General features: G+C 73.3%; 15 protein-coding genes. 10 read left to right on the plus strand and 5 right to left on the minus strand.

Annotated features, from left to right (window positions below):
* Window positions 1-138: 138 nt before the first annotated feature.
* Together ACFWJ4_RS35810 and ACFWJ4_RS35815 are read right to left on the minus strand one after the other, a co-directional pair.
* Window positions 139-2352 (minus strand): helix-hairpin-helix domain-containing protein, encoded by a 2214-nt coding sequence (locus tag ACFWJ4_RS35810; protein WP_380551985.1) that lies wholly within the window; start codon window positions 2350-2352, stop codon window positions 139-141.
* Between the two features lie 59 nt (window positions 2353-2411).
* On the minus strand, window positions 2412-3392 hold the full coding sequence (locus tag ACFWJ4_RS35815; RefSeq protein WP_380551988.1) for an aldo/keto reductase: 981 nt from the start codon (window positions 3390-3392) through the stop codon (window positions 2412-2414).
* Window positions 3393-3632: 240 nt separating this feature from the next.
* Here ACFWJ4_RS35815 and ACFWJ4_RS35820 point away from each other — a divergent pair, with 240 nt between their 5' ends.
* The gene (locus ACFWJ4_RS35820; RefSeq protein WP_359901229.1) at window positions 3633-4679 is read left to right on the plus strand and encodes an LLM class F420-dependent oxidoreductase; all 1047 of its coding nucleotides are present in this window, start codon (window positions 3633-3635) and stop codon (window positions 4677-4679) included.
* A 57-nt stretch (window positions 4680-4736) separates the two neighbouring features.
* Here ACFWJ4_RS35820 and ACFWJ4_RS35825 read toward each other — a convergent pair whose 3' ends face one another.
* Window positions 4737-5717 (minus strand): magnesium and cobalt transport protein CorA, encoded by a 981-nt coding sequence (locus ACFWJ4_RS35825; RefSeq protein WP_380551991.1) that lies wholly within the window; start codon window positions 5715-5717, stop codon window positions 4737-4739.
* Window positions 5718-5856: 139 nt separating this feature from the next.
* On the opposite strand from ACFWJ4_RS35825, the gene ACFWJ4_RS35830 reads away from it, so the two are divergent.
* From ACFWJ4_RS35830 to mshC, 6 genes are all read left to right on the plus strand, one after another.
* A complete protein-coding gene (locus tag ACFWJ4_RS35830) occupies window positions 5857-6549 on the plus strand; it encodes an MSMEG_4193 family putative phosphomutase (protein WP_380551994.1) in 693 nt (230 codons plus the stop codon).
* 196 nt (window positions 6550-6745) lie between these two features.
* Complete coding sequence (locus ACFWJ4_RS35835) at window positions 6746-7315, plus strand: DUF3090 domain-containing protein (protein ID WP_359901221.1); 570 nt, start codon at window positions 6746-6748, stop codon at window positions 7313-7315.
* A gap of 44 nt (window positions 7316-7359) precedes the next feature.
* Window positions 7360-8157, plus strand: a complete 798-nt coding sequence (locus ACFWJ4_RS35840) for an SCO1664 family protein (RefSeq protein ID WP_359901268.1) — start codon at window positions 7360-7362, stop codon at window positions 8155-8157.
* A gap of 143 nt (window positions 8158-8300) precedes the next feature.
* Window positions 8301-9230, plus strand: coding sequence for an AraC family transcriptional regulator (locus tag ACFWJ4_RS35845; RefSeq protein ID WP_380551997.1), 930 nt, complete (start codon window positions 8301-8303; stop codon window positions 9228-9230).
* Window positions 9231-9354: 124 nt separating this feature from the next.
* Complete coding sequence (locus ACFWJ4_RS35850) at window positions 9355-10185, plus strand: carbohydrate-binding protein (RefSeq protein WP_380552000.1); 831 nt, start codon at window positions 9355-9357, stop codon at window positions 10183-10185.
* 241 nt (window positions 10186-10426) lie between these two features.
* Complete coding sequence (gene mshC / locus ACFWJ4_RS35855) at window positions 10427-11656, plus strand: cysteine--1-D-myo-inosityl 2-amino-2-deoxy-alpha-D-glucopyranoside ligase (protein WP_380552003.1); 1230 nt, start codon at window positions 10427-10429, stop codon at window positions 11654-11656.
* A gap of 73 nt (window positions 11657-11729) precedes the next feature.
* On the opposite strand, the gene ACFWJ4_RS35860 is transcribed toward mshC, so the two are convergent.
* Together ACFWJ4_RS35860 and ACFWJ4_RS35865 are read right to left on the minus strand one after the other, a co-directional pair.
* Window positions 11730-12683: a PAC2 family protein gene (locus ACFWJ4_RS35860; RefSeq protein ID WP_359901210.1), complete on the minus strand. Its 954-nt coding sequence runs from the start codon at window positions 12681-12683 to the stop codon at window positions 11730-11732.
* 343 nt (window positions 12684-13026) lie between these two features.
* Window positions 13027-14121: a hypothetical protein gene (locus ACFWJ4_RS35865; RefSeq protein WP_380552006.1), complete on the minus strand. Its 1095-nt coding sequence runs from the start codon at window positions 14119-14121 to the stop codon at window positions 13027-13029.
* A gap of 142 nt (window positions 14122-14263) precedes the next feature.
* Between ACFWJ4_RS35865 and metH the strand changes: the two genes are divergently transcribed.
* From metH to ACFWJ4_RS35880, 3 genes are all read left to right on the plus strand, one after another.
* Window positions 14264-17776 (plus strand): methionine synthase, encoded by a 3513-nt coding sequence (gene metH, locus ACFWJ4_RS35870; RefSeq protein WP_380552009.1) that lies wholly within the window; start codon window positions 14264-14266, stop codon window positions 17774-17776.
* A gap of 140 nt (window positions 17777-17916) precedes the next feature.
* Window positions 17917-18621, plus strand: coding sequence for an HAD family phosphatase (locus ACFWJ4_RS35875; protein WP_359901201.1), 705 nt, complete (start codon window positions 17917-17919; stop codon window positions 18619-18621).
* Window positions 18622-18920: 299 nt separating this feature from the next.
* Entirely contained in the window at window positions 18921-20447 is a 1527-nt protein-coding gene (locus ACFWJ4_RS35880; protein WP_359901198.1) for an ABC transporter substrate-binding protein, read from the plus strand.
* Window positions 20448-20499: the final 52 nt, after the last annotated feature.

Raw genomic sequence — 20499 nt, forward strand, 5'->3', positions numbered from 1 at the left:
TGAGGGAGGTCTACGCCGACGAGCATCGGGACGCCGGACGCCGGCCAGCACGGCCTACGGGCGGGCCCGGGATCACCGGGGCCCGCCCGTCGTGCGTTCCGGCCGGCGGCCCGCCATGGCGGGCCGGCCGGACGCCGCTCAGTACGCGGAGGCGGCGGCGTTCTCGGCGAGGACCGCCCGTAGCCGGGTGGTGCGCGGCTGCGCCGGGCGCTCGGCGACGGCCTGGGCCAGCGCCGGGCCCGCCGCGTGCACCACGGACAGGTGCCGCTCGCCGCGGCCGAAGGCGGTGTAGACCCACTGCCGGGTGAGCGCCGGGGCGGCGTCCTCCGGGAGCACCACGACGGCGCCGGGCCAGCGCCGGCCGAGCGCCTGGTGGACGGTCAGCGCCCAGCCGTGCCGCAGCCGGGCGGCCTCGGCCGGCGGGACGGTCCGGTGCGAGCCGTCCGCGTACTCCAGGTGCAGACCGGCGGCGTCGCCGTCCAGCACCCGGGCCGGGCGGGTGATGCCGGGCGCGGGGGAGTCGACCACCCGGTCGCCCGGGTCGAAGCCGCCGAAGCGGCCGGGGCCGGGGTTGAGCCGGGCCTTGGCGGCGGCGTTCAGCGCGCGGGTGCCGGCCGGGCCGCCGTGGCCCGGGGTGAGCAGCACCACCTGCTCGACCGGGATGCCCAGCGCGCGCGGAATGGAGTCGGTGAGCAGCTGGACGGCGCGGTGGACGGCCTCGCCGGCGTCCTTCGCGGTCAGGATGACCACCTCCTTGTCCGGCGCCTCGACCGGCTGGAGCTCGCCCATGCCGATGCCGGAGACCAGCTCGCCGATCGGGCCGAAGTCCGGGGTGCGGGAGGAGACCGCCGGGCAGGCCTTGGCGGCCAGCAGGTCGGCGAAGAACCGGCCGGGGCCGGCCGACCAGAGCTGGCCCGGGTCGCCGCTGAGCACCAGCCGGGTGCCGTCGGCCAGCGACTCCAGGACGGTGGCGGCCAGTTCGACGTCCAGCAGCGGGGCGTCCAGCACGACCAGCAGGTCCAGGGCGAGCGTGCCGTCCGGGGCGCGGCCGGGGCCGGCGGCGCCGGAGAGCAGCTCGGCGAGGGTGACCACGGGGGCCTCGGCGCCGGCTCCCGCCCGGGCGAGTGCGGCGAAGGAGTCCCGGCCCTGGTCGGTCCAGGTGGCGGCCCAGGCCCGCAGCCCGAGGCCGCGGGCGGCGGCGACCAGTACGGCCGGCTCGGCGCGGGCCGCCTCGCCGCCGGTGTGCAGCACCAGGGCGTGTTCGGCGACGGCCTTGATCAGGGCGGTCGCGGAGGAGGACGGCGCCGCCTCGGCGGCGGCCGCCCAGGCGGCCGGGCCGGGGGCGACGGGAGGCTGCTCGGCGGTGGCCTCGGTGGCCGCCGCCGCTGCCTCCGCGTCGGTGGCCGCCTGCTCGGATTCGTCGGCGTCCTCGGACCCATCGGCAGCCTCGGCCGCGTCCTCGGTCTCCTCGGCGTCCTCGCCCGGCACGAAGGTGGCCATCAGCTGGAGCAGCTTCTCGGCGAGGCTGTCCTCGGCCATCGCCAGCCCCGCCAGGGCGAGCAGCGTCCGGGTCGGCGCCTCGTCCTCCTCGTCGCCCCCCGCCGCGTGAGCCTCGGGGCCGGTCAGCTCCTCCTGGAAGGACAGCACCCGCCCGTCCTCGACGGCGGCCTGGATCGCGGTGGCCGGCTCGGGCATCCGGAGCCGGTCGAGCCCGACCGCCACCTCGGCGAGTTCCTGGGCCGAGTGCCCGCGCAGCGCCGCCTGCTCCAGCAGCCACGGCACCAGTGCGCGGGCGCGGCGCTCGTCGCCCGGGCCGGCTCCGGGGCCGAGCAGCTCCCGGGCGAAGCCGTCCGCGTGCTCGGGCCGGACGCCGGGCAGGCCCAGCACCGCCCACGGGTCCTCGCGCAGTCGTGCGGGTGCCTCCTCGCCGAGCGCGGTTACGGCGGCGGCCGCCAGTTCGGCCGGGGCGCCGCCGGCGGTCAGCACCTCGACGGTGGCGCGGAGCACCTCGCCGCGCTGCCGGTCGGACACCACGGGGGCGGGGGCGGCCGGGGCGGGAGCCGGGGCCGGAACGGGGGCGGCCCGGACGGGGGCGACCGGGACAGGGGCCGGAGCGGCCGGCTCCGACTCCCCGGGCTCCGACCCTCCGGGCTCCGGGGCCTCCTCCGTCGGGGCTTCCGTCATCGAGGCCTCCGCGCGGGCGGCACCCGCCCGTGCGGCACGATCCGCGGCGTCCTCCGGCTGCATGCCGCGGATCCGCTGGGCCAGCTCCGCGAACTTCGCGGCCTTCGCCTCCGGGGTCAGCTTGGCCCCGGCGGTCACCTCCGGAGCGCCGTTCCCCGTGTCAGTCATCGTCGTCCGCTCCAAAGGTCACTCCACTGCAGGTTCTGCTCGACAACCCGGGCCGGGGGTCACAGCTCGGTCCACCCCTGGTCCGGGTAGTGGTGCACCGGCGACGAGATGTCGTCCAGCGCACCACGGATCTCATCCGGAAGCGTAAGCGCCTCCACCGACAGTGCCGCCTGCAGCTGGGCCACCGTCCGGGCCCCGACCAGGGCGCTCGCCACCCCGGGCCGGTCCCGGACCCAGGCCAGCGCGACCGCCAGCGGGCTGCTGGCGAGCCCGTCGGCGGCGGTGGCGAGGGCGTCCACGATCCGTCGGGAGCGCTCCCCGAGGTACGGCTGGACGAACCCGGTCAGGTACGGCGAGGCGCCGCGCGAGTCCTGCGGGACGCCGTGCCGGTACTTGCCGGTGAGCACCCCGCGCCCGAGCGGCGAGCCGGCCAGCACCCCGACCCCGGCGTCCAGCGCGGCGGGCAGCGCCTCCCGCTCGATGCCGCGCTGCAGCAGCGAGTACTCCAGCTGCGCCCCGGCCAGCGGTGCCCGCCCGTGGTGGGCGTGCTGCCAGGTGGCGGTCTTGGCGAGCTGCCAGCCGCTGAAGTCGCAGACCCCGACGTAGCGGGCGCGCCCGGAGGAGACGGCGATGTCGAGGGCGCTGAGCGTCTCCTCGACCGGGGTCGCCGGGTCGAAGGAGTGCACCTGCCACAGGTCGACGTGGTCGGTGCCGAGCCGGCGCAGCGAGGCGTCCAGGGCGGCGAGCAGGTGGCCGCGCGAGCCGTCGAAGCGGCGGGCGGACTCCGGGACGCTGCCGGCCTTGGTGGCGATGACGAGTTCGGACCGGGGGATCAGGCCGTCGGTGAGCCGGGAGATCAGGTACTCGGCGCCGCCGTCCGCGTACACGTCGGCGGTGTCGATCAGGTTGCCGCCGGCGTCGACGAACTCCTTGAGCTGCTCCGCCGCCTCGTGCTCGTCGGTGTCGCGGCCCCAGGTCATGGTGCCGAGGCCGAGCCGGGAGACCTGCAGGCCGGTGCGGCCGAGGTGACGCTTTTCCATCGGACGGGCCCTTCACTGGCCGGTGGCCCCGGGAGGCCCGGCAGCCCTGTGAACGCGCAGGTGGGGAGAGCGCTCCCCACGTCGGCTGAGCGTAGCGGCCGGTGCGCGGGCAGAGGTGCCGACCCGCAGAACGATCAACAGCACCGGTGTGACCCAACCCACTCCTACCCGTCAGTAGCATGTTCGGCGCGGGCACGGCTACCCTCGCTGGCAACCCCAACCCACTGGAAGGTGCGGCAGATGCGACTCGGGATCAACCTCGGCTACTGGGGGCTCGGCATGGACGCCGACAACATCGCCGTCGCCCAGGAGGCGGACCGACTCGGCTACTCGGTCTGCTGGGCGGCGGAGGCGTACGGCTCGGACGCCGCGACGGTGCTCAGCTTCGTCGCCGCGAAGACCGAGCGGATCGACGTCGGCTCGGCCATCTTCCAGATCCCGGCCCGCACCCCGGCCATGACCGCGATGACCGCCGCGACCCTGGACACCCTGTCCGGCGGCCGGTTCCGGCTCGGCCTCGGCGTCTCCGGCCCGCAGGTGTCCGAGGGCTGGTACGGCGTGAAGTTCGACAAGCCGCTCGCCCGCACCCGCGAGTACGTGGAGATCATCCGCAAGGCGATGTCCCGCGAGCGCCTGGTGCACGAGGGCGCGCACTGGACGCTGCCGCTGCCCGGCGGCCCCGGCAAGCCGATCAAGCTCACCGTGCACCCGGTGCGCGAGCACATCCCGCTGTACATCGCCGCGATCGGCCCGAAGAACCTGGAGCTGACCGGTGAGATCGCCGACGGCTGGCTCGGCATCTTCTTCTCGCCCGAGCACGCCGCGCTCTCCGTCGACCCGCTGACGGCCGGCCGCGCCAAATCCGGGAGGACGCTGGAGGGCTTCGACCTCTGCCCGACCGTGAACCTCGCGGTCGGCGAGGACATCAAGGCCGGCGTGGACGGCCTGCGCTCGTACGCCGCGCTCTACATCGGCGGCATGGGCAGCAAGGAGAAGAACTTCTACAACCAGCTCGCCCGACGGATGGGCTACGAGCAGGCCGCCGACGAGGTCCAGGAGAAGTACCTCGCCAGGGACTACGCGGGTGCCGCGGCCGCCGTCCCGCACGACCTGATCGACGCCACCTCGCTGATCGGCGACACCGCCCGGATCGCCGACCGGATGCAGGCCTACGCCGAGGCGGGCGTCACCACGCTCACCCTGGCCCCGTCCGGATTCACCCTGGACGAGCGGATCCTGGCGCTGCGCACCGGCGTCGAGGCGCTGGAGCGCGCCGGACTGGCCTGACGGGACAGCACGGACGGGACGGGCCCGACGAACCGGACGGCCGGTGGGGGAGCGGCACTACAGCCAGTCGTGCCGCTTGAACACCCGGTGCAGCACCAGGCAGACCACCACCATCAGCACCAGCACCGCCGGGTACCCCCAGACCTGGTGCAGTTCGGGCATGTGGTCGAAGTTCATCCCGTAGATGCCCGCGATCATCGTCGGTACGGCGGCCAGCGCCGCCCAGGCCGAGATCTTCCGCATGTCGTTGTTCTGCTGGACGCTGACCTGCGCCAGGTTGGCGTTCAGGATGTCGGACAGCAGCCGGTCCATGCCGTCCACCTGGTCGTTCACCCGGGCCACGTGGTCGGCGACGTCCCGCAGGTAGGGCGCGGTCTCGGGGCGGACGAAGCGGGCGCCGCGCTCCAGGGCCAGCATCGGTTCCAGCAGCGGTCCGGTGGCCCTGCGCACGGACATCACCTGGCGCTTGTAGCCGTAGATCCGGCCGGCGGTGTCGCGGCCGACCCGGCCGGGGGAGAAGATGTCCGCCTCCAGCTCGTCCAGGTCGGTCTGGAGCGCGGTGGCCACCTCCACGTAGCCGTCCACGACGGTGTCGCAGACCGAGTGCAGCACCGAGCTGGGCCCGTAGCGCAGTTGCTCGGGATCCTGCTCCAGGGCGGCCCGCAGGCCGCTGAGCGGGCTGTCCTCGCCGTGCCGGACGGTCATCACGAAGTCCGGGCCGAGGAAGACCATCACCTCGCCGACCGTCACGACGTGACCGCCGGGGTGGTAGCCGAGGGTCTTCAGGGTGACGAACAGCGAGCCCTGGTAGGCCTCCACCTTGGGGCGCTGGTGGGCGCTGACGGCGTCCTCGACGGCCAGCGGGTGCAGCGCGAACTCCTTGCCGACGTGGTCGAGTTCCTCGACGGTGGGCTCGAACAGGCCTATCCAGACGAAGCCGTCCGGACCGGCCGCGCGGGCGGCGGCGAGCGCACCGGCCAGGTCCGCGGGGGCCTCGATCCGGTGGCCGTCGTGGTAGGCGGCGCAGTGGACGATCATGCGGGCCATTGTCACCCGAGCGGGGCCGTTCGGCACGGACCCGGGTGGTGCCCCGTCCCCCGGCCTCCCGGCGGCCGGGGTGCGACCGGGCGGAAGAACCGGGGCCCACGGCCGGGCCCGAAGGCCGTAGGCTGACCCCATGCCCACCCTGCTGCTCGTCCGTCACGGCCGCTCCACCGCGAACACCGCCGGAATCCTGGCCGGTTGGACCCCCGGCGTGGACCTCGACGACACCGGGCGCGCGCAGGCCGCCGCCCTGGCCGGCCGGCTGGCGGGCATCCCGCTGGTGCGGGCGGTCAGCAGCCCGCTGGAGCGCTGCCGGCAGACGCTGGAGCCGTTGCTGGCGGTCCGGCCCGAGCTGGGCCCGCCGACCGAGGACGAGCGGCTGGGGGAGTGCCACTACGGCGACTGGACCGGCCGCCCGCTGGCGGAGCTGGCCAAGGAGCCGCTCTGGCGCACCGTGCAGGACCACGCCGCCGGGGCCGCCTTCCCCGGCGGGGAGTCGCTGCGCGAGCTGAGCCACCGCACGGTGGACGCGGTGCGCGAGTGGAACCGGAGGATCGCCGCCGAGCACGGCGAGGACGCGGTCTGGATCGCCTGCTCGCACGGGGACGTGATCAAGGCCGTGGTGGCCGACGCGCTCGGGCTGCACCTGGACCACTTCCAGCGGATCAGCGTCGAGCCCTGTTCGGTCACCGCGATCCGCTACACCCCGCAGCGGCCCTTCGTCCTGAGGATGGGCGACACCGGCGACCTCGCCTCGCTCGCGCCCAGGCCCCACCCGGCCGCGGCCACCCCGGCCGGTGACGCGGTGGTCGGCGGCGCCGTCTGAGGCACGCCGCCGACGGGCCGTCCGGGGAGGCGCCGTCCGGGGCGACACCGCTGGTTCCCCGGGTGCCACCCCGCCCGCGGCCGTCGGCTCGGCTCCCCGGCCGGAGCCCGAAGGTCGTAGGGTGACTTACGAGTCCATCCGGCCGCGATCCGCCCCCGGCGGTACCGCGCCGACCGACACGATCCGGAGCGAGAGCGTGCCCCGTCAGGTCTACTTCTACGACCAGCCCGAACGGTTCGTGGCCGGCACCGTCGGCCAGCCCGGCGCCCGGGCGTTCTACCTTCAGGCCAGTGCCCGGGGCCGGATCACCAGCGTGCTGCTGGAGAAGACCCAGGTCGCGGCGCTCGCCGAGCGCATCGAGGAGGTCCTGGACGAGGCGCTGCGGCGCAGTGGCGGAGACGCCGCCATCCCGGCCGCCGCCCCGAAGGACCTGCTCGACACCGCCCCGCTGGACCTCCCGCTGGAGCAGGAGTTCCGGGTCGGCACCATGGCGCTGGCCTGGGACAGCGTGGACAGCTGCCTGGTGGTCGAGGCCCAGGCGCTGGTCGAGGACGAGGAGGAGGAGGACGCCGCCGAGGCGGTCTTCACCGACGACGAGACCGGCCCGGACATGCTCCGGGTGCGGCTGTCCGGCGCGATGGCCCGGGTCTTCGCCAAGCGCGCGCTGGACCTGGTCGCGGCGGGCCGCAAGCCCTGCCCGTTCTGCAACCTGCCGCTCGACCCGGAGGGCCACCTGTGCCCGCGCGCGAACGGCTACCGGCGCTGAACACCGACACCCCGCCGCAGGCCGACCCGGCCGCCGCCGCGGCGCTGGCCGCCGACGTGCCCACCGCCCTCGCGCTGCTGCGCCAGGGCGGGCTGACCGTGCACGGCCGCCTCACCGAAGCCTCCAACGCCGCGCTGTACTGCACGGTCGCGCACGGCTCGCTGAGCGCGCAGGCCGTCTACAAGCCGGTGGCCGGCGAGCGCCCGCTGTGGGACTTTCCGGACGGCACGCTGGCCGGCCGCGAGGTCGCCGCGTACGAGCTGTCCGCCGCGACCGGCTGGGCGCTGATCCCGCCCACCGTGCTGCGCGAGGGCCCGCACGGGCCCGGCATGGTGCAGCTGTGGGTCGAGCCGGACCCGGGGGCCGAGCCGCTGCTCGCGCTCCAGGACCCGCGCGGCCCGGAGCAGGGCTGGCTGCCGATCGTCCGGGCCGAGGTCGAGGGCGGGCGGACGGCCCTGCTGGTGCACCACGACGACCGGCGGCTGCGCCGGCTCGCCGTCCTGGACGCGGTGCTCAACAACGCCGACCGCAAGGGCGGGCACCTGATTCCGGCCGCCGACGGCCGGGTGTACGGCATCGACCACGGTGTCACCTTCAACACCGAGGACAAGCTGCGCACCCTGCTCTGGGGCTGGGCCGGGGACCCGCTGCCCACCGAGGCGCTGGAGGTGCTGGCCCGGCTGGCCGAGCAACTGGACGGCGAGCTCGCCGAGCGGCTCGCCCCGCACCTGACGGCGGCCGAACTGGACGCGACCCGGGCCCGGGTGGCCGGGCTCCGGGGCTCCGGCCGGCACCCGCTGCCGCCCGAGGACTGGCCGGCGATTCCCTGGCCGCCGGTGTAGCCGGGGGTGTGGCCCGGGGTGCAGCCGGGGGTGCCGACCGGTCCTTGCCGCCGGCCGCGCGAGCGCCGGTGGCCCGGACCGGTCCGTGAAAACGGCGGCAGATGGTCTGGACCTGTGCCCGGAACGGGTCGCACACTGCTCCGATGGATGTGCGACGGACCACCCCCACCCCCCGGACCACGCCGGACCTGCCGTTGCACCGGTTGCAGGTCCCGCTGCCCCAGCTGCTCCCCTTCGCCATCGGCAGTTTCGACGCGATCGGCCCGCTCTCGCGGGCCGGCTTCCCCCACCGGCACTCGTTCTACGAGATCGTCCACGTCACCGGCGGCCACGGCGCCCACGTCCTGGACCTCGTCCACCGGCCGCTGGCGCCACCGCAGTTGTGCGTGATCACCCCCGGTCAGGTGCACTACTGGGCGGACGCCGAGGAGCTGACCGGCCAGGTCGTCCTGTTCAACGAGGACTTCCTGCTCGGCCACCCCCAGGACCTCGCCGCCCTGCGGGCCCTGGCCGCCCGCCCGGCCCTCGCGCTCGGTGAACAGGCCGGGGCGATCACCGCGCTGCTCGCCGACATGGAGCACGAGTACCGGACCAGGGCGCCGGGCTACCAGGGTGTGCTGCGGGCCAGCCTGCACATCCTGATCGTCCGGGCGCTGCGCGCCTGTGCCCCGGTCGACCGTCCGGTGGTGCCCAGCCGTCCGGCCGAAGTGGCCGCCGCCTTCACCCGGTTGATCGCCCGGCCGGGCGGGGTGCGGCACTCGGTGGCCTCCACCGCGCAGGAACTCGGCGTCTCCCCGGGGCACTTGCAGACCCTGGTGAAGCAGGCCACCGGCCGGACCCCGGGCGGCCTGATCCGCCGGCAGCAGACCCTGGAGGCCAAACGACTTCTCGCCTGCACGGATTTGACGATCCGTCAGGTATCGAAGGAGGCGGGCTTCGTCGACCCGGCGTACTTCTGCCGGTTCTTCCGCCGGGAGACCGGGATGACCCCGGGGGAGTTCCGGGCCAGGGTCGACGGAAATCACCACGATCCCCGGATCATGTCCATCGCGGTCACGCCGGACGGCCCGTAACTTTGCTGCTGGCCACCGGTGGCCGGCCCGGCGCGCACGGACGGGCGACCGGTTCGGCCCTTGTCATGCCCCCACCATGGCAAGGGCCGCCCCCACCCCCCGCCTCACGAGAAGGAGACGGCGCATGCCCACGCCCGACGGCATGATCAGCCGCAAGACCGTACTGAAGGCCGCCGCCGCGCTAGGGGCTGCTCCGCTGCTGGTCGGCGGCGGAGTCGCACTGGCCCGGGACCGGATCGACAGCGGCGAACCGATCGGCTTCACCCCCGAGTGCCACGACGGGGACGCCCCCACCATCGAGCAGATCGAGGGTCCGTACTTCAAGCCCAACTCCCCGCTGCGCAGCTCGATGGTCAACGACGGCCCCGGCACCCGCCTGGTGGTCAGCGGTTACGTCTTCGGCCGCGCCTGCCGGCCCATCTCCGGTGTGCTGCTGGACTTCTGGCAGGCCGACAACGGCGGCAACTACGACAACGTCACCTACACCTTCCGCGGCCACCAGTTCACCGACGCCAACGGGGCGTACAAGCTGGACACCATCGTGCCCGGCCTCTACCCGGGCCGCACCCGGCACCTGCACGTCAAGCTGCAGGCCCCCGGCCGCTCGATCATCACCACCCAGCTGTACTTCCCGGGCGAGCCGCGCAACAGCACGGACAGCATCTACGATCCCCGGCTGCTGATGAACGTCCGCCAGAACGGCCAGACCCGCGAGGCCAGTTTCGACTTCGTGCTGGACGTTCCGCAGACCCCCGGCACGCCGAGCCCGTCGCCCACCGTCACCCCGACCGGGGGGCCCAGTACGCCGCCGGGCGGCACCTGGGCCGCGGGCACCGCGTACAAGGCGGGCGACCGCGTCACCTACTCCGGCGTCTCCTACACCTGCCTCCAGGCGCACACCGCCATGGCCGGTTGGGAGCCGCCGAACGTGCCGGCCCTCTGGCAGCGGTCGTAGCGGCTCCGACCGCGTCCCCCGGGGCGCCGGGCGCCCGGTCGGCGGCAGGGCCGACCGGGCGCTCAACCACGTCCGGAACCGGGGCCGGGCTCCGTGCCGAGCCGCCTCCGGGCCGGCTCCGCGCCGCACCGGTTCCGTGCATTACCAGTCGGAAAACCGCCGGGCAATGGCAAGAAGCGAATCCAGTCGATCTTTCGTACTGGTTAGGCTTTCAAATGTTCGCAAGGTTAAAGTTGTTTCCATGCATGCCTGGCCCGCCTCCGAGGTTCCCGACCTGCCTGGTCAGGGGCTCCCCCTCCGTATCCACGACACCGCCGCGGGCACCGTCCGCGAGGTGGTGCCGCAGGACGGCACCGCCCGGATCTACGTCTGCGGCATCACCCCCTATGACGCGACCCACATGGGCCACGCCGCCACCTACAACGCGTTCGACCTGGTGCAGCGCGTCTGGAAGGACGCCGGCCACGACGTCCTGTACATCCAGAACGTCACCGACGTCGACGACCCGCTGCTCGCCCGCGCGGTCGAGACCGGCCAGGACTGGACCGACCTGGCCGAGCGCGAGACGGCCCTGTTCCGCGAGGACATGACCGCGCTGCGCATGCTCCCGCCGGCCCACTACATCGGCGCCGTCGAGTCGATCCCGTGGATCGTCCCGATCGTCCAGAAGCTGCTGGCCTCCGGCGCCGCCTACCGGGTGGACGGCGACATCTACTTCTCGGTCGACGCCGACCCGCGCTTCGGCGAGGTCTCCGGCCTCACCCGCGAGGCCATGCGCCCGGTCTTCGCCGAGCGCGGCGGCGACCCGGACCGCCCCGGCAAGCGCAACCCGCTGGACGCCCTGCTCTGGCTGGCCGCCCGCCCGGGCGAGCCCGCCTGGGACACCGAGCTCGGCCACGGCCGCCCCGGCTGGCACATCGAGTGCGTCGCCATCGCCCTCCAGTACCTCGGCATGTCCTTCGACATCCAGGGCGGCGGCAGCGACCTCTCCTTCCCGCACCACGAGATGGGCGCCGCGCACGCCCAGGTCGCCACCGGCGCCCACCCGTACGCCAAGGCGTACGTGCACGCCGGCATGGTCGCCCTGGACGGCCACAAGATGTCCAAGTCCCGCGGCAACCTGGTCTTCGTCTCGGCGCTGCGCCGCGAGGGCGTCGACCCGGCCGCGATTCGCCTGGCGCTGCTCTCGCACCACTACCGCGCGGACTGGGAGTGGACCAAGAGCACCCTGGACGAGGCCGTCGAGCGCCTCGCCCGCTGGCGCGCCGCGGTCTCCCGCCCGGACGGCCCGACGGCCGGGCAGCTGCTCGCCGAGGTGCGCGAGGCGCTCGCGAACGACCTGGACACGCCCGCCGCGCTGGCCGCGGTCGACCGCTGGGCGGCCGGGCAGGAGGCCGAGGGCGGCACCGACATCGGCGCGCCCGGCCTGGTGACCCGCACCGTGGACGCCCTGCTCGGCGTCGCGCTGTAACCCGCACCCCGCAGCACACGCCGAAGGGGCGTCAGGACCAGGTGTCCCGACGCCCCTTCGGCGTGCGGTGCCGCTACTCCTCCTCGGCGCCGTCCTGGCTCTCCCGGGCGCCGCCCGGCGCCTCCGGGTCGGCCGGCCGCTCCGCCGTGGCGTGCCCGGACACCGGCTTCTCGCCGGTCGGCCCGACGTTCTCCCGGCGGCGCAGGTAGCGCTCGAACTCGCGGGCGATGGCGTCGCCGGAGGCCTCCGGCAGCTCCGCGGTGTCCTGGGCCTCCTCCAACTGCTGGACGTACTCGGCCACCTCGCTGTCCTCGGCGGCCAGCTGGTCCACGCCGAGCTGCCAGGCCCGGGCGTCCTCGGCGAGCTCGCCCGGCGGGATGCGCAGGTCCAGCAGGTCCTCCAGCTTGTTGATCAGGGCCAGCGTGGCCTTGGGGTTCGGAGGCTGCGAGACGTAGTGCGGCACCGCCGCCCAGAGCGTCACGGCCGGCACCCCGGCGTGGGTGCAGGCCTCCTGGAGCACCCCGACGATGCCCGTGGGGCCCTCGTAGCGGCTCTCCTCCAGGTCCAGCCGGCGGGCCAGCTCCGGGTCGGAGGTGACCCCGCTGACCGGCACCGGGCGGCTGTGCGGGGTGTCGCCGAGCAGCGCGCCCAGGATCACCACCAGCTCGACGCCCAGCTCGTGCGCGAAGCCCAGCAGCTCGTTGCAGAACGAGCGCCAGCGCATGCTCGGCTCGATGCCGCGGATCAGCACGACGTCCCGGGTGGTCGGTTCCGTCACCCGGATCACCGAGAGCCGGGTGGTCGGCCAGGTGATCCGGCGGATGCCGCCGTCCAGCCAGACCGTGGGCCGGTTGACCTGGAAGTCGTAGTAGTCCTCCGCGTCCAGGGCGGCGAACACCTTGCCGCCCCAGGTCTCGTCCAGATGCGCCAGAGCCGCGGAGGCGGCGTCGCCCGCGTCGTTCCAGCCTTCGAAGGCGCAGACCATGACCGGGTCGATCAACTCGGGAACATCTTCCAGCTCGATCACCCAGCGTCTCCCTCCGGTCGGCGGTCGGACCTGCGCCGCCCCGGCTGGCCTGCCGGGGCGCCGACGGGCCGGCTGCCGACTGTCGAACCTCTCGTCTCCCGTGGAACGTCTCGCCCCACGGTCCCTACCTGCCCAGCCTACGGGCTTTGATGCGCACCGCGGCCGGGCACCGGGACAGTCTGGGGGAGCGGGCCGCCGCGATCCACCGGATATCGGCGACCCCGGGGCTGACGGGCCGTCAGGTGTCCGGTGGGGGTGAAGGGTGTTCGATTCGCGACGGAACGTGACGGCCGTCCGGGCGCGGCCGGGACGCACGGGCCCGCCGGACGGCCGTCCGGGCGCGCTACCCGACGTCCACCCAGCCGCTGCGGTACGCCGCCCAGTGCTCGGGCAGCGAGGCGAAGTCCACGTACAGCGCGACGCCGAAGTTGGCCCGCTGCCGGTCCTCCCGGCCCAGGCCCAGCCGCACGCCCCGGACGGCGGCCCGGACGGTCTCGGCGTCGCCCCAGTGGCCCCACTTGTCGTCCCAGTAGAAGGGCAGGCCCATCAGCAGGTCCACGTCGGCCGGGGTGGCCCGCAGGGCGAGCTCGGTCTGCCGGGCGACGTAGCCCCCGTACAGCGGCTCGGTGGGCATCGAGGTGTCGTAGGTCATCACCGCGACCTGGTCGACCCGGCGGGCGGTCTCGGTGAAGTACGCCCCGTCCCACCACTTTCCGTGGTCGGTGAGCAGGATGCCGGCCGTGTGCAGGCCCGGGACCGGGTCGATCTGCGGGGCCGCCACCGACAGCTTGGCGCCGCGCGCCGCGGTGACCGGCCGGACCCGGTCGAGCAGGGCCAGCCAGCCCGGCGAGCCGGGGCGGATCGGCTCCATGTCGAAGTGCACGCCGTCGAAGCCGAGGTCCAGGACCTGGCCGGCGGAGGCGGTGACCCGGTCCCGGGTGGGACCGTCCTCCAGGTCCAGGGCGTCCTTCTCCGGCTTGACCTCGTCGCCCAGCCAGCCCTGCAGCCGCACGCCGGGCAGCGCCCGGTGCACGGTGTCGGTGAACCAGCGGCCCCGGGGGTGGACGGCGGGCGGCAGCGAGCCGTCGTGCTCCAGCGGTCCGGTGTGCACGTAGAGGTCCCGGATGCCGGTGCCGGCCAGCTGCCGGACCAGTGCGGCCACGTCGGCCTCGGTCCTGCGGCCGTCCACCCAGGCGTGGCCGAGCCAGAGCGCGTCCCGGCCCCGGGTGCGGGCGTCGGCGGCGGGTTCGCCGGTGTAGTGCAGTCGGAACATCACGAACGCCGAGCCCAGCGCGGCCGGCGGCAGGGCCGCCACCAGCGCCAGGACCAGCAGTGCCCGGCGCCACCGGGACCATGCCCGCCAGCGGTTGCGCAGCGCGCGGAACGGGGCCCCCAGGGCCCGACCGGCACGCTGCGTGGAGGTCCGGTATCGGGCCACGCGCTTGCTCCCCCCTTGCGGTCGAGCGCTCAGGATACGAAACGAACGGCGGGCCGACCCGTCGGCCGGATACCCTGGCCACGTGCGGGCCCGAGCAAGCGGGTCCGCAAAGCCGACAGCCGTCGCACCAGGGAGAAGCCCCATGGCCACAGCAGCCACCCCGTCCATCACTCAGCAGAGCCGCGCGAACGCGTTGCGTGAAGCGCTCGCCACCCGGGTGGTGGTCGCCGACGGTGCCATGGGCACCATGCTCCAGGCGCAGGATCCGACGCTGGAGGACTTCCAGAACCTCGAAGGCTGCAACGAGGTCCTCAACGTCACCCGCCCGGACATCGTCCGGTCCGTCCACGAGGCCTACTTCGGGGTGGGCGTGGACTGCGTGGAGACCAACACCTTCGGCGCCAACTTCAGCGCGCTCGGCGAGTACGAGATCCCGGAGCGGATCTTCGAGCTGTCCGAGTCCGGCGCCCGGATCGCCCGCGAGGCGGCCGACGCCCACACCGCCGCCGACGGCCGCACCCGCTGGGTGCTCGGCTCGATCGGCCCCGGCACCAAGCTGCCGACCCTCGGCCACGCCCCGTACGAGACGCTGCGCGACGGCTTCCAGCGGAACGCGGCCGGCCTGATCGCCGGCGGCGCCGACGCGCTGCTGGTCGAGACCAGCCAGGACCTGCTGCAGACCAAGGCCGCGATCCTGGGCTCCAAGCGGGCCCTGGCCGAGGCCGGGCTGGACCTGCCCGTGCTGGTGCAGGTGACGGTGGAGACCACCGGCACCATGCTGCTCGGCTCGGAGATCGGCGCCGCGCTCACCGCGCTGGAGCCGCTGGGCGTGGACTACATCGGCCTCAACTGCGCGACCGGCCCGGCCGAGATGAGCGAGCACCTGCGCTACCTGGCCAAGAACGCCCGGATCGGCCTGTCCTGCATGCCGAACGCGGGCCTGCCGGTGCTCGGCAAGGACGGCGCCCACTACCCGCTCTCCCCGGCCGAACTGGCCGACGCCCACGACGTGTTCACCCGCGAGTACGGCCTCTCGCTGGTCGGCGGCTGCTGCGGCACCACCCCCGAGCACCTGCGCCAGGTGGTCGAGCGGGTCCAGGGCCGTCCGATCGCCCCGCGCGACCCCCGGCCCGAGCCCTCGGCGGCCTCGCTCTACCAGGCGGTGCCGTTCCGGCAGGACACCTCGTACCTGGCGATCGGCGAGCGCACCAACGCCAACGGCTCGAAGAAGTTCCGCGAGTCGATGCTGGCCGGCGACTGGCAGGCCTGCGTGGAGATCGCCCGGGACCAGATCCGGGACGGCTCCCACCTGCTGGACCTCTGCGTGGACTACGTCGGCCGCGACGGCGTCGCCGACATGAAGGAGATCGCGGGCCGGCTGGCCACCGCCTCCACCCTGCCGATCGTGCTGGACTCCACCGAGCCGGAGGTGCTGCGGGCCGGCCTGGAGGCGCTCGGCGGGCGCGCCGTGCTGAACTCGGTGAACTACGAGGACGGCGACGGCCCGGACACCCGCTTCGGCCGGATCGCCTCACTGGCCCGCGAGCACGGCGCCGGCCTGATCGCGCTGACCATCGACGAGGACGGCCAGGCCCGCACCGCCGGCAAGAAGGTCGAGATCGCCGAGCGGCTGATCGCCCAGCTGACCGGCGAGTACGGCGTCGACGAGGGCTCGATCCTGGTCGACTGCCTGGCGTTCACCCTGGGCACCGGGCAGGAGGAGTCGCGCCGGGACGGCATCGAGACCATCGAGGCGATCCGCGAGCTCAAGCGCCGCCACCCGGACGTGCAGACCACCCTCGGCCTGTCCAACATCTCCTTCGGCCTCAGCCCGGCCGCCCGCATGGTGATCAACTCGGTCTTCCTGAACGAGTGCGTCGAGGCGGGCCTGGACTCGGCGATCGTGCACGCCTCCAAGATCCTGCCGATGGCGCGGATCCCCGAGGACCAGCGCGAGGTCGCGCTCGACCTGGTGTACGACCGCCGCAGCGAGGGCTACGACCCGCTCCAGAAGCTGCTGCAGCTGTTCGAGGGCGTCTCCTCGTCCTCGGTCAGGGCCTCCAAGGCGGAGGAGCTGGCCGCGCTGCCGCTGGAGGAGCGGCTCCAGCGGCGGATCATCGACGGCGAGCGGAACGGCCTGGAGGCCGACCTCGACGAGGCGCTGACGGAGCGCCCGGCGCTGGAGATCGTCAACAGCACCCTGCTGGCGGGCATGAAGGTGGTCGGCGAGCTGTTCGGCTCCGGCCAGATGCAGCTGCCGTTCGTGCTCCAGTCGGCCGAGGTGATGAAGACCGCGGTGGCCCACCTGGAGCCGCACATGGAGAAGTCCGACGACGAGGGCAAGGGCACCATCGTGCTGGCCACCGTCAAGGGCGACGTCCACGACATCGGCAAGAACCTGGTCGACATCATCCTGTCCAACAACGGCTACAACGTGGTCAACCTGGGCATCAAGCAGCCGGTCTCGGCGATCCTGGACGCCGCGCAGGAGCACCGGGCGGACGTCATCGGGATGTCCGGCCTGCTGGTCAAGTCCACCGTGATCATGAAGGAGAACCTGGAGGAGCTGAACCAGCGCAAGCTGGCGGCCGACTTCCCGGTGATCCTCGGCGGCGCCGCCCTGACCCGCGCCTACGTGGAGCAGGACCTGCACGAGATCTACGAGGGCGAGGTCCGCTACGCCCGGGACGCCTTCGAGGGCCTGCGGCTGATGGACGCGCTGATCGCGGTCAAGCGCGGCGTGCCCGGCGCCACCCTGCCGGAGCTCAAGCAGCGCCGGCACGCCCGGGTCGAGGTGGAGGAGCCGGAGCCCGAGGTCAACCTCGGCCAGATCCGCTCCGACGTCACGGTCGACAACACCGTGCCCGTCCCGCCGTTCTGGGGCGACCGGATCGTCAAGGGCATCCCGTTCGCGGACTACGCCTCCTGGCTGGACGAGGACGCGCTGTTCAAGGGGCAGTGGGGCCTGAAGGCCGCCCGCACGGGCGACGGCCCCTCGTACGAGGAGCTGGTGGAGACCGAGGGCCGGCCGCGGCTGCGGGCCTGGCTGGACCGGCTGCAGACCGAGGGCTGGCTGGAGGCGGCCGTGGTCTACGGCTACTACCCGGCCAACTCCAAGGGCGACGACCTGATCGTCTTCCACGAGGACGGCACCGAGCGCACCCGCTTCACCTTCCCGCGCCAGCGGCGCGGGCGCCGGCTCTGCCTGGCCGACTTCTTCCGCCCGGAGGAGTCCGGGGTGCGGGACGTGGTGGGCCTCCAGGTGGTCACCATGGGCAACCGGATCTCGGAGGCGGCCAACGAGCTGTTCGCCGGCAACTCCTACCGGGACTACCTGGAGCTGCACGGCCTCTCGGTGCAGCTGGCCGAGGCGCTGGCCGAGTTCTGGCACGCGCGGGTCCGCTACGAGCTGGGCTTCTCCGGCGAGGACCCGCAGGACGTCAAGGACATGTTCGCGCTCAAGTACCGCGGCGCCCGCTTCTCGCTCGGCTACGGGGCCTGCCCCGAGCTGGAGGACCGGGCCAAGATCGCCGACCTGCTGAGGCCGGAGCGGATCGGCGTGGTGCTCTCGGAGGAGTTCCAGCTCCACCCGGAGCAGTCCACCGACGCGATCGTGATCCACCACCCGGAGGCGAAGTACTTCAACGCCCGGTAACGCCCGGTTTCCACCGCGTTCGCTCTTTCCGGACGAAGCGGGCGTATCCTTGATGATCCTGAACGGGCCGGTCCGCTCACCTGCGGGCCGGCCCGTGCCTTCCCCGGGGCCGCCCCGGGCCTGCCGGAAGGACCCCTGCCATGACGACCAGTCCCACCGCCACGCGCATCCTCGACCACGGGGACGACCGCGGGCTCCAGGCGGTGCTGCTGGACATGGACGGGACGCTGGTGGACACCGAGGACTTCTGGTGGCAGGCCGAGGCCTCGCTCTTCGCCGAGCTGGGCCACGAGCTGGACGAGGCGGACCGCGCCCACGTGGTCGGCGGCCCGATGGCCAGGGTGATGGAGTACCTGGTCGCCCGGACCGGGGCGGACATCGCGCCGGACGACCTCGGCGTGCTGGTGAACCAGCGCTTCGTCGATCTGCTGGCCGGCGGGGTGCCGCTCATGCCGGGCGCCGAGCGGCTGCTCAACACCCTTGCCGCGCACGGCATTCCGGCCGCCATGGTGTCCGCCTCGCACCGGCACGTGATCGACATCGTGCTGCGCTCGCTGGGGGCCCACCACTTCGCCTTCACCATCGGCGGGGACGAGGTGCCGCGCACCAAGCCGTTCCCGGACCCGTACCTGGAGGCGGCCCGGCGGCTGGGCGCGGAGCCGTCCCGCTGTGTGGTGATCGAGGACACCCCGACGGGGGTGCGGGCGGGCGAGGAGGCCGGCTGCCCGGTGATCGCGGTGCCCTCGGTGGCGGCGATCGAGCCGGCCCCGGGGCGGCTGGTGCTGTCGTCGCTGGAGCAGGTCGACCTCGACCTGTTGCGTTCCCTGGTCGCTTCGCGGGTGTGATTGTCGTCTCATTGAAACCCCGCCCTACTGGCCGGTAAACGGCCCGGCGGGCCCCCGGAGCGAAGTCGCCGGGGGAGAAAACGGTCATTGGCTGACAACTCGTCGGGCGTGCCGTGATGCCCTGAACCGCCGTGTCCCAAACGTCATCTGCTCGGGTATCGGTCGTGCGTGTTCGATATGGCACGCTACTCCAGTTCGTGCCACCCAAAAGGACGCGCCTCGTGAAGACTTCAGCTGAACGCCTGGCAGTACTCGGTTGCGCCGGTCTGGTCGCCGTGTCGGTAACGGGTTGCGGATCGGTGACCGACGTGGTCAAGGGGGACGGCGGCAAGTCGATCACCATGGGCACCAGTCAGCTGACCGGTGTCCTGGACCCGGCCGCCGCCTACGACTCCGGCTCGTGGCTGCTGCTGCGCAACACCTTCCAGTCGCTGCTCACTTTCCAGGCCGCGGCCAGCTCGCCCTCCCCGGACGCCGCGCAGGCCTGCGAGTTCACCGGTAGCGACGCCACCGAGTACCACTGCACCCTGAAGCCGGGCCTGAAGTTCTCCAACGGGCACCCGATGACGGCCCAGGACGTGGTCTTCTCGATCGAGCGCACCAAGAAGATCAACGACGCGAACGGCCCGGTCGAACTGCTCGACTCGATCAAGTCCGTCGAGGCCAAGGGCGACAACGAGGTGCTCTTCCACCTCTCCGCGCCCGACGCCACCCTGCCGGCCAAGCTGGCGAGCCCGGCCGGCGCCATCGTGGACCACCAGGTCTACCCCGCCGACAAGCTCGTCCCCAACGACAAGCTGATCGGCTCCGGCCCGTACCGCATCGACTCGGTCGAGAACCTGAACGGCGGCAAGCAGCTGGGCAAGGTCGTGATGTCGGCCAACGACAAGTACGGCGGCGAGGCCAAGCTGCGGAACAACAAGTTCACCGTGCGGTACTTCGACAAGTCCGAGGACCTGAAGGCCGCGCTGGACAAGAGCGAGGTCGACCTCACCGACAACAGCCTGGAGCCGAACACCGCCGCCCAGGTCCGCTCCGACCAGCAGGGCGGCAAGACCGACCTCCAGGTGACCGAGGGCGACAGCAACGACACCCGTTCGCTGGTCCTCAACACCAAGGACCCGCTGATGAGCAACGTCGCGGTCCGCCAGGCCGTCGCCCAGATGATGGACCGCAAGGCGCTGGCCCGCGACGTCTTCGCCCGCACCGTCCAGGCGCTCTACTCCATGGTCCCGGCCGGCCTGCCCGGCCACACCACGGCCTTCTTCGACCGCTACGGCGACCAGGACGTGAACAAGGCGAAGAAGATCCTCGCCGACGCCAAGGTCCAGACCCCGGTCAAGTTCACCCTCACCTGGTCCCGTTCGCGGGCCGGCAGCAACGAGGCCGAGACGCTGAAGAAGCAGCTGGAGACCGGCGGCCTCTTCCAGGTGACGCTCGCCCAGGAGCCGGACTGGGACTCGTACCGCAAGGGCTGGACCGAGGGCAGGTACCAGGCGTACGTCATCGGCTGGTTCGCCGACTACCCGGACCCGGACAACTACCTCGCCCCGCTGCTGGTCAACGGCGGTGCCTACCACCACGGTTGGGACGACCCGCGGATCAGCGGAAGGCTGGTGCCGGAGGGCCTCAAGCAGACCGACCGCAGCGCCGCGGCCGCCACCTACGCGCAGATCCAGCAGATCGAGGCCGACAACGTGCCGCTGATCCCGCTGTACCAGAACAAGTCCTTCTTCGCGGCCCGCTCGTACGTCACCGGCGTCGAGTCCACCGTCGACACCACCGGCTACTTCCGCTTCTGGGAGATCAGCCGGACCAACAAGTAGCGCCCGCAGGACGGCGGCCCGTCCGCTTCCCCGTCGGAACGGGGGAGCGGAC

The organism is Kitasatospora sp. NPDC127067 (assembly GCF_042724755.1).
In the GTDB taxonomy this organism is placed as follows: Bacteria; Actinomycetota; Actinomycetes; order Streptomycetales; family Streptomycetaceae; genus Kitasatospora; species Kitasatospora lactacystinica.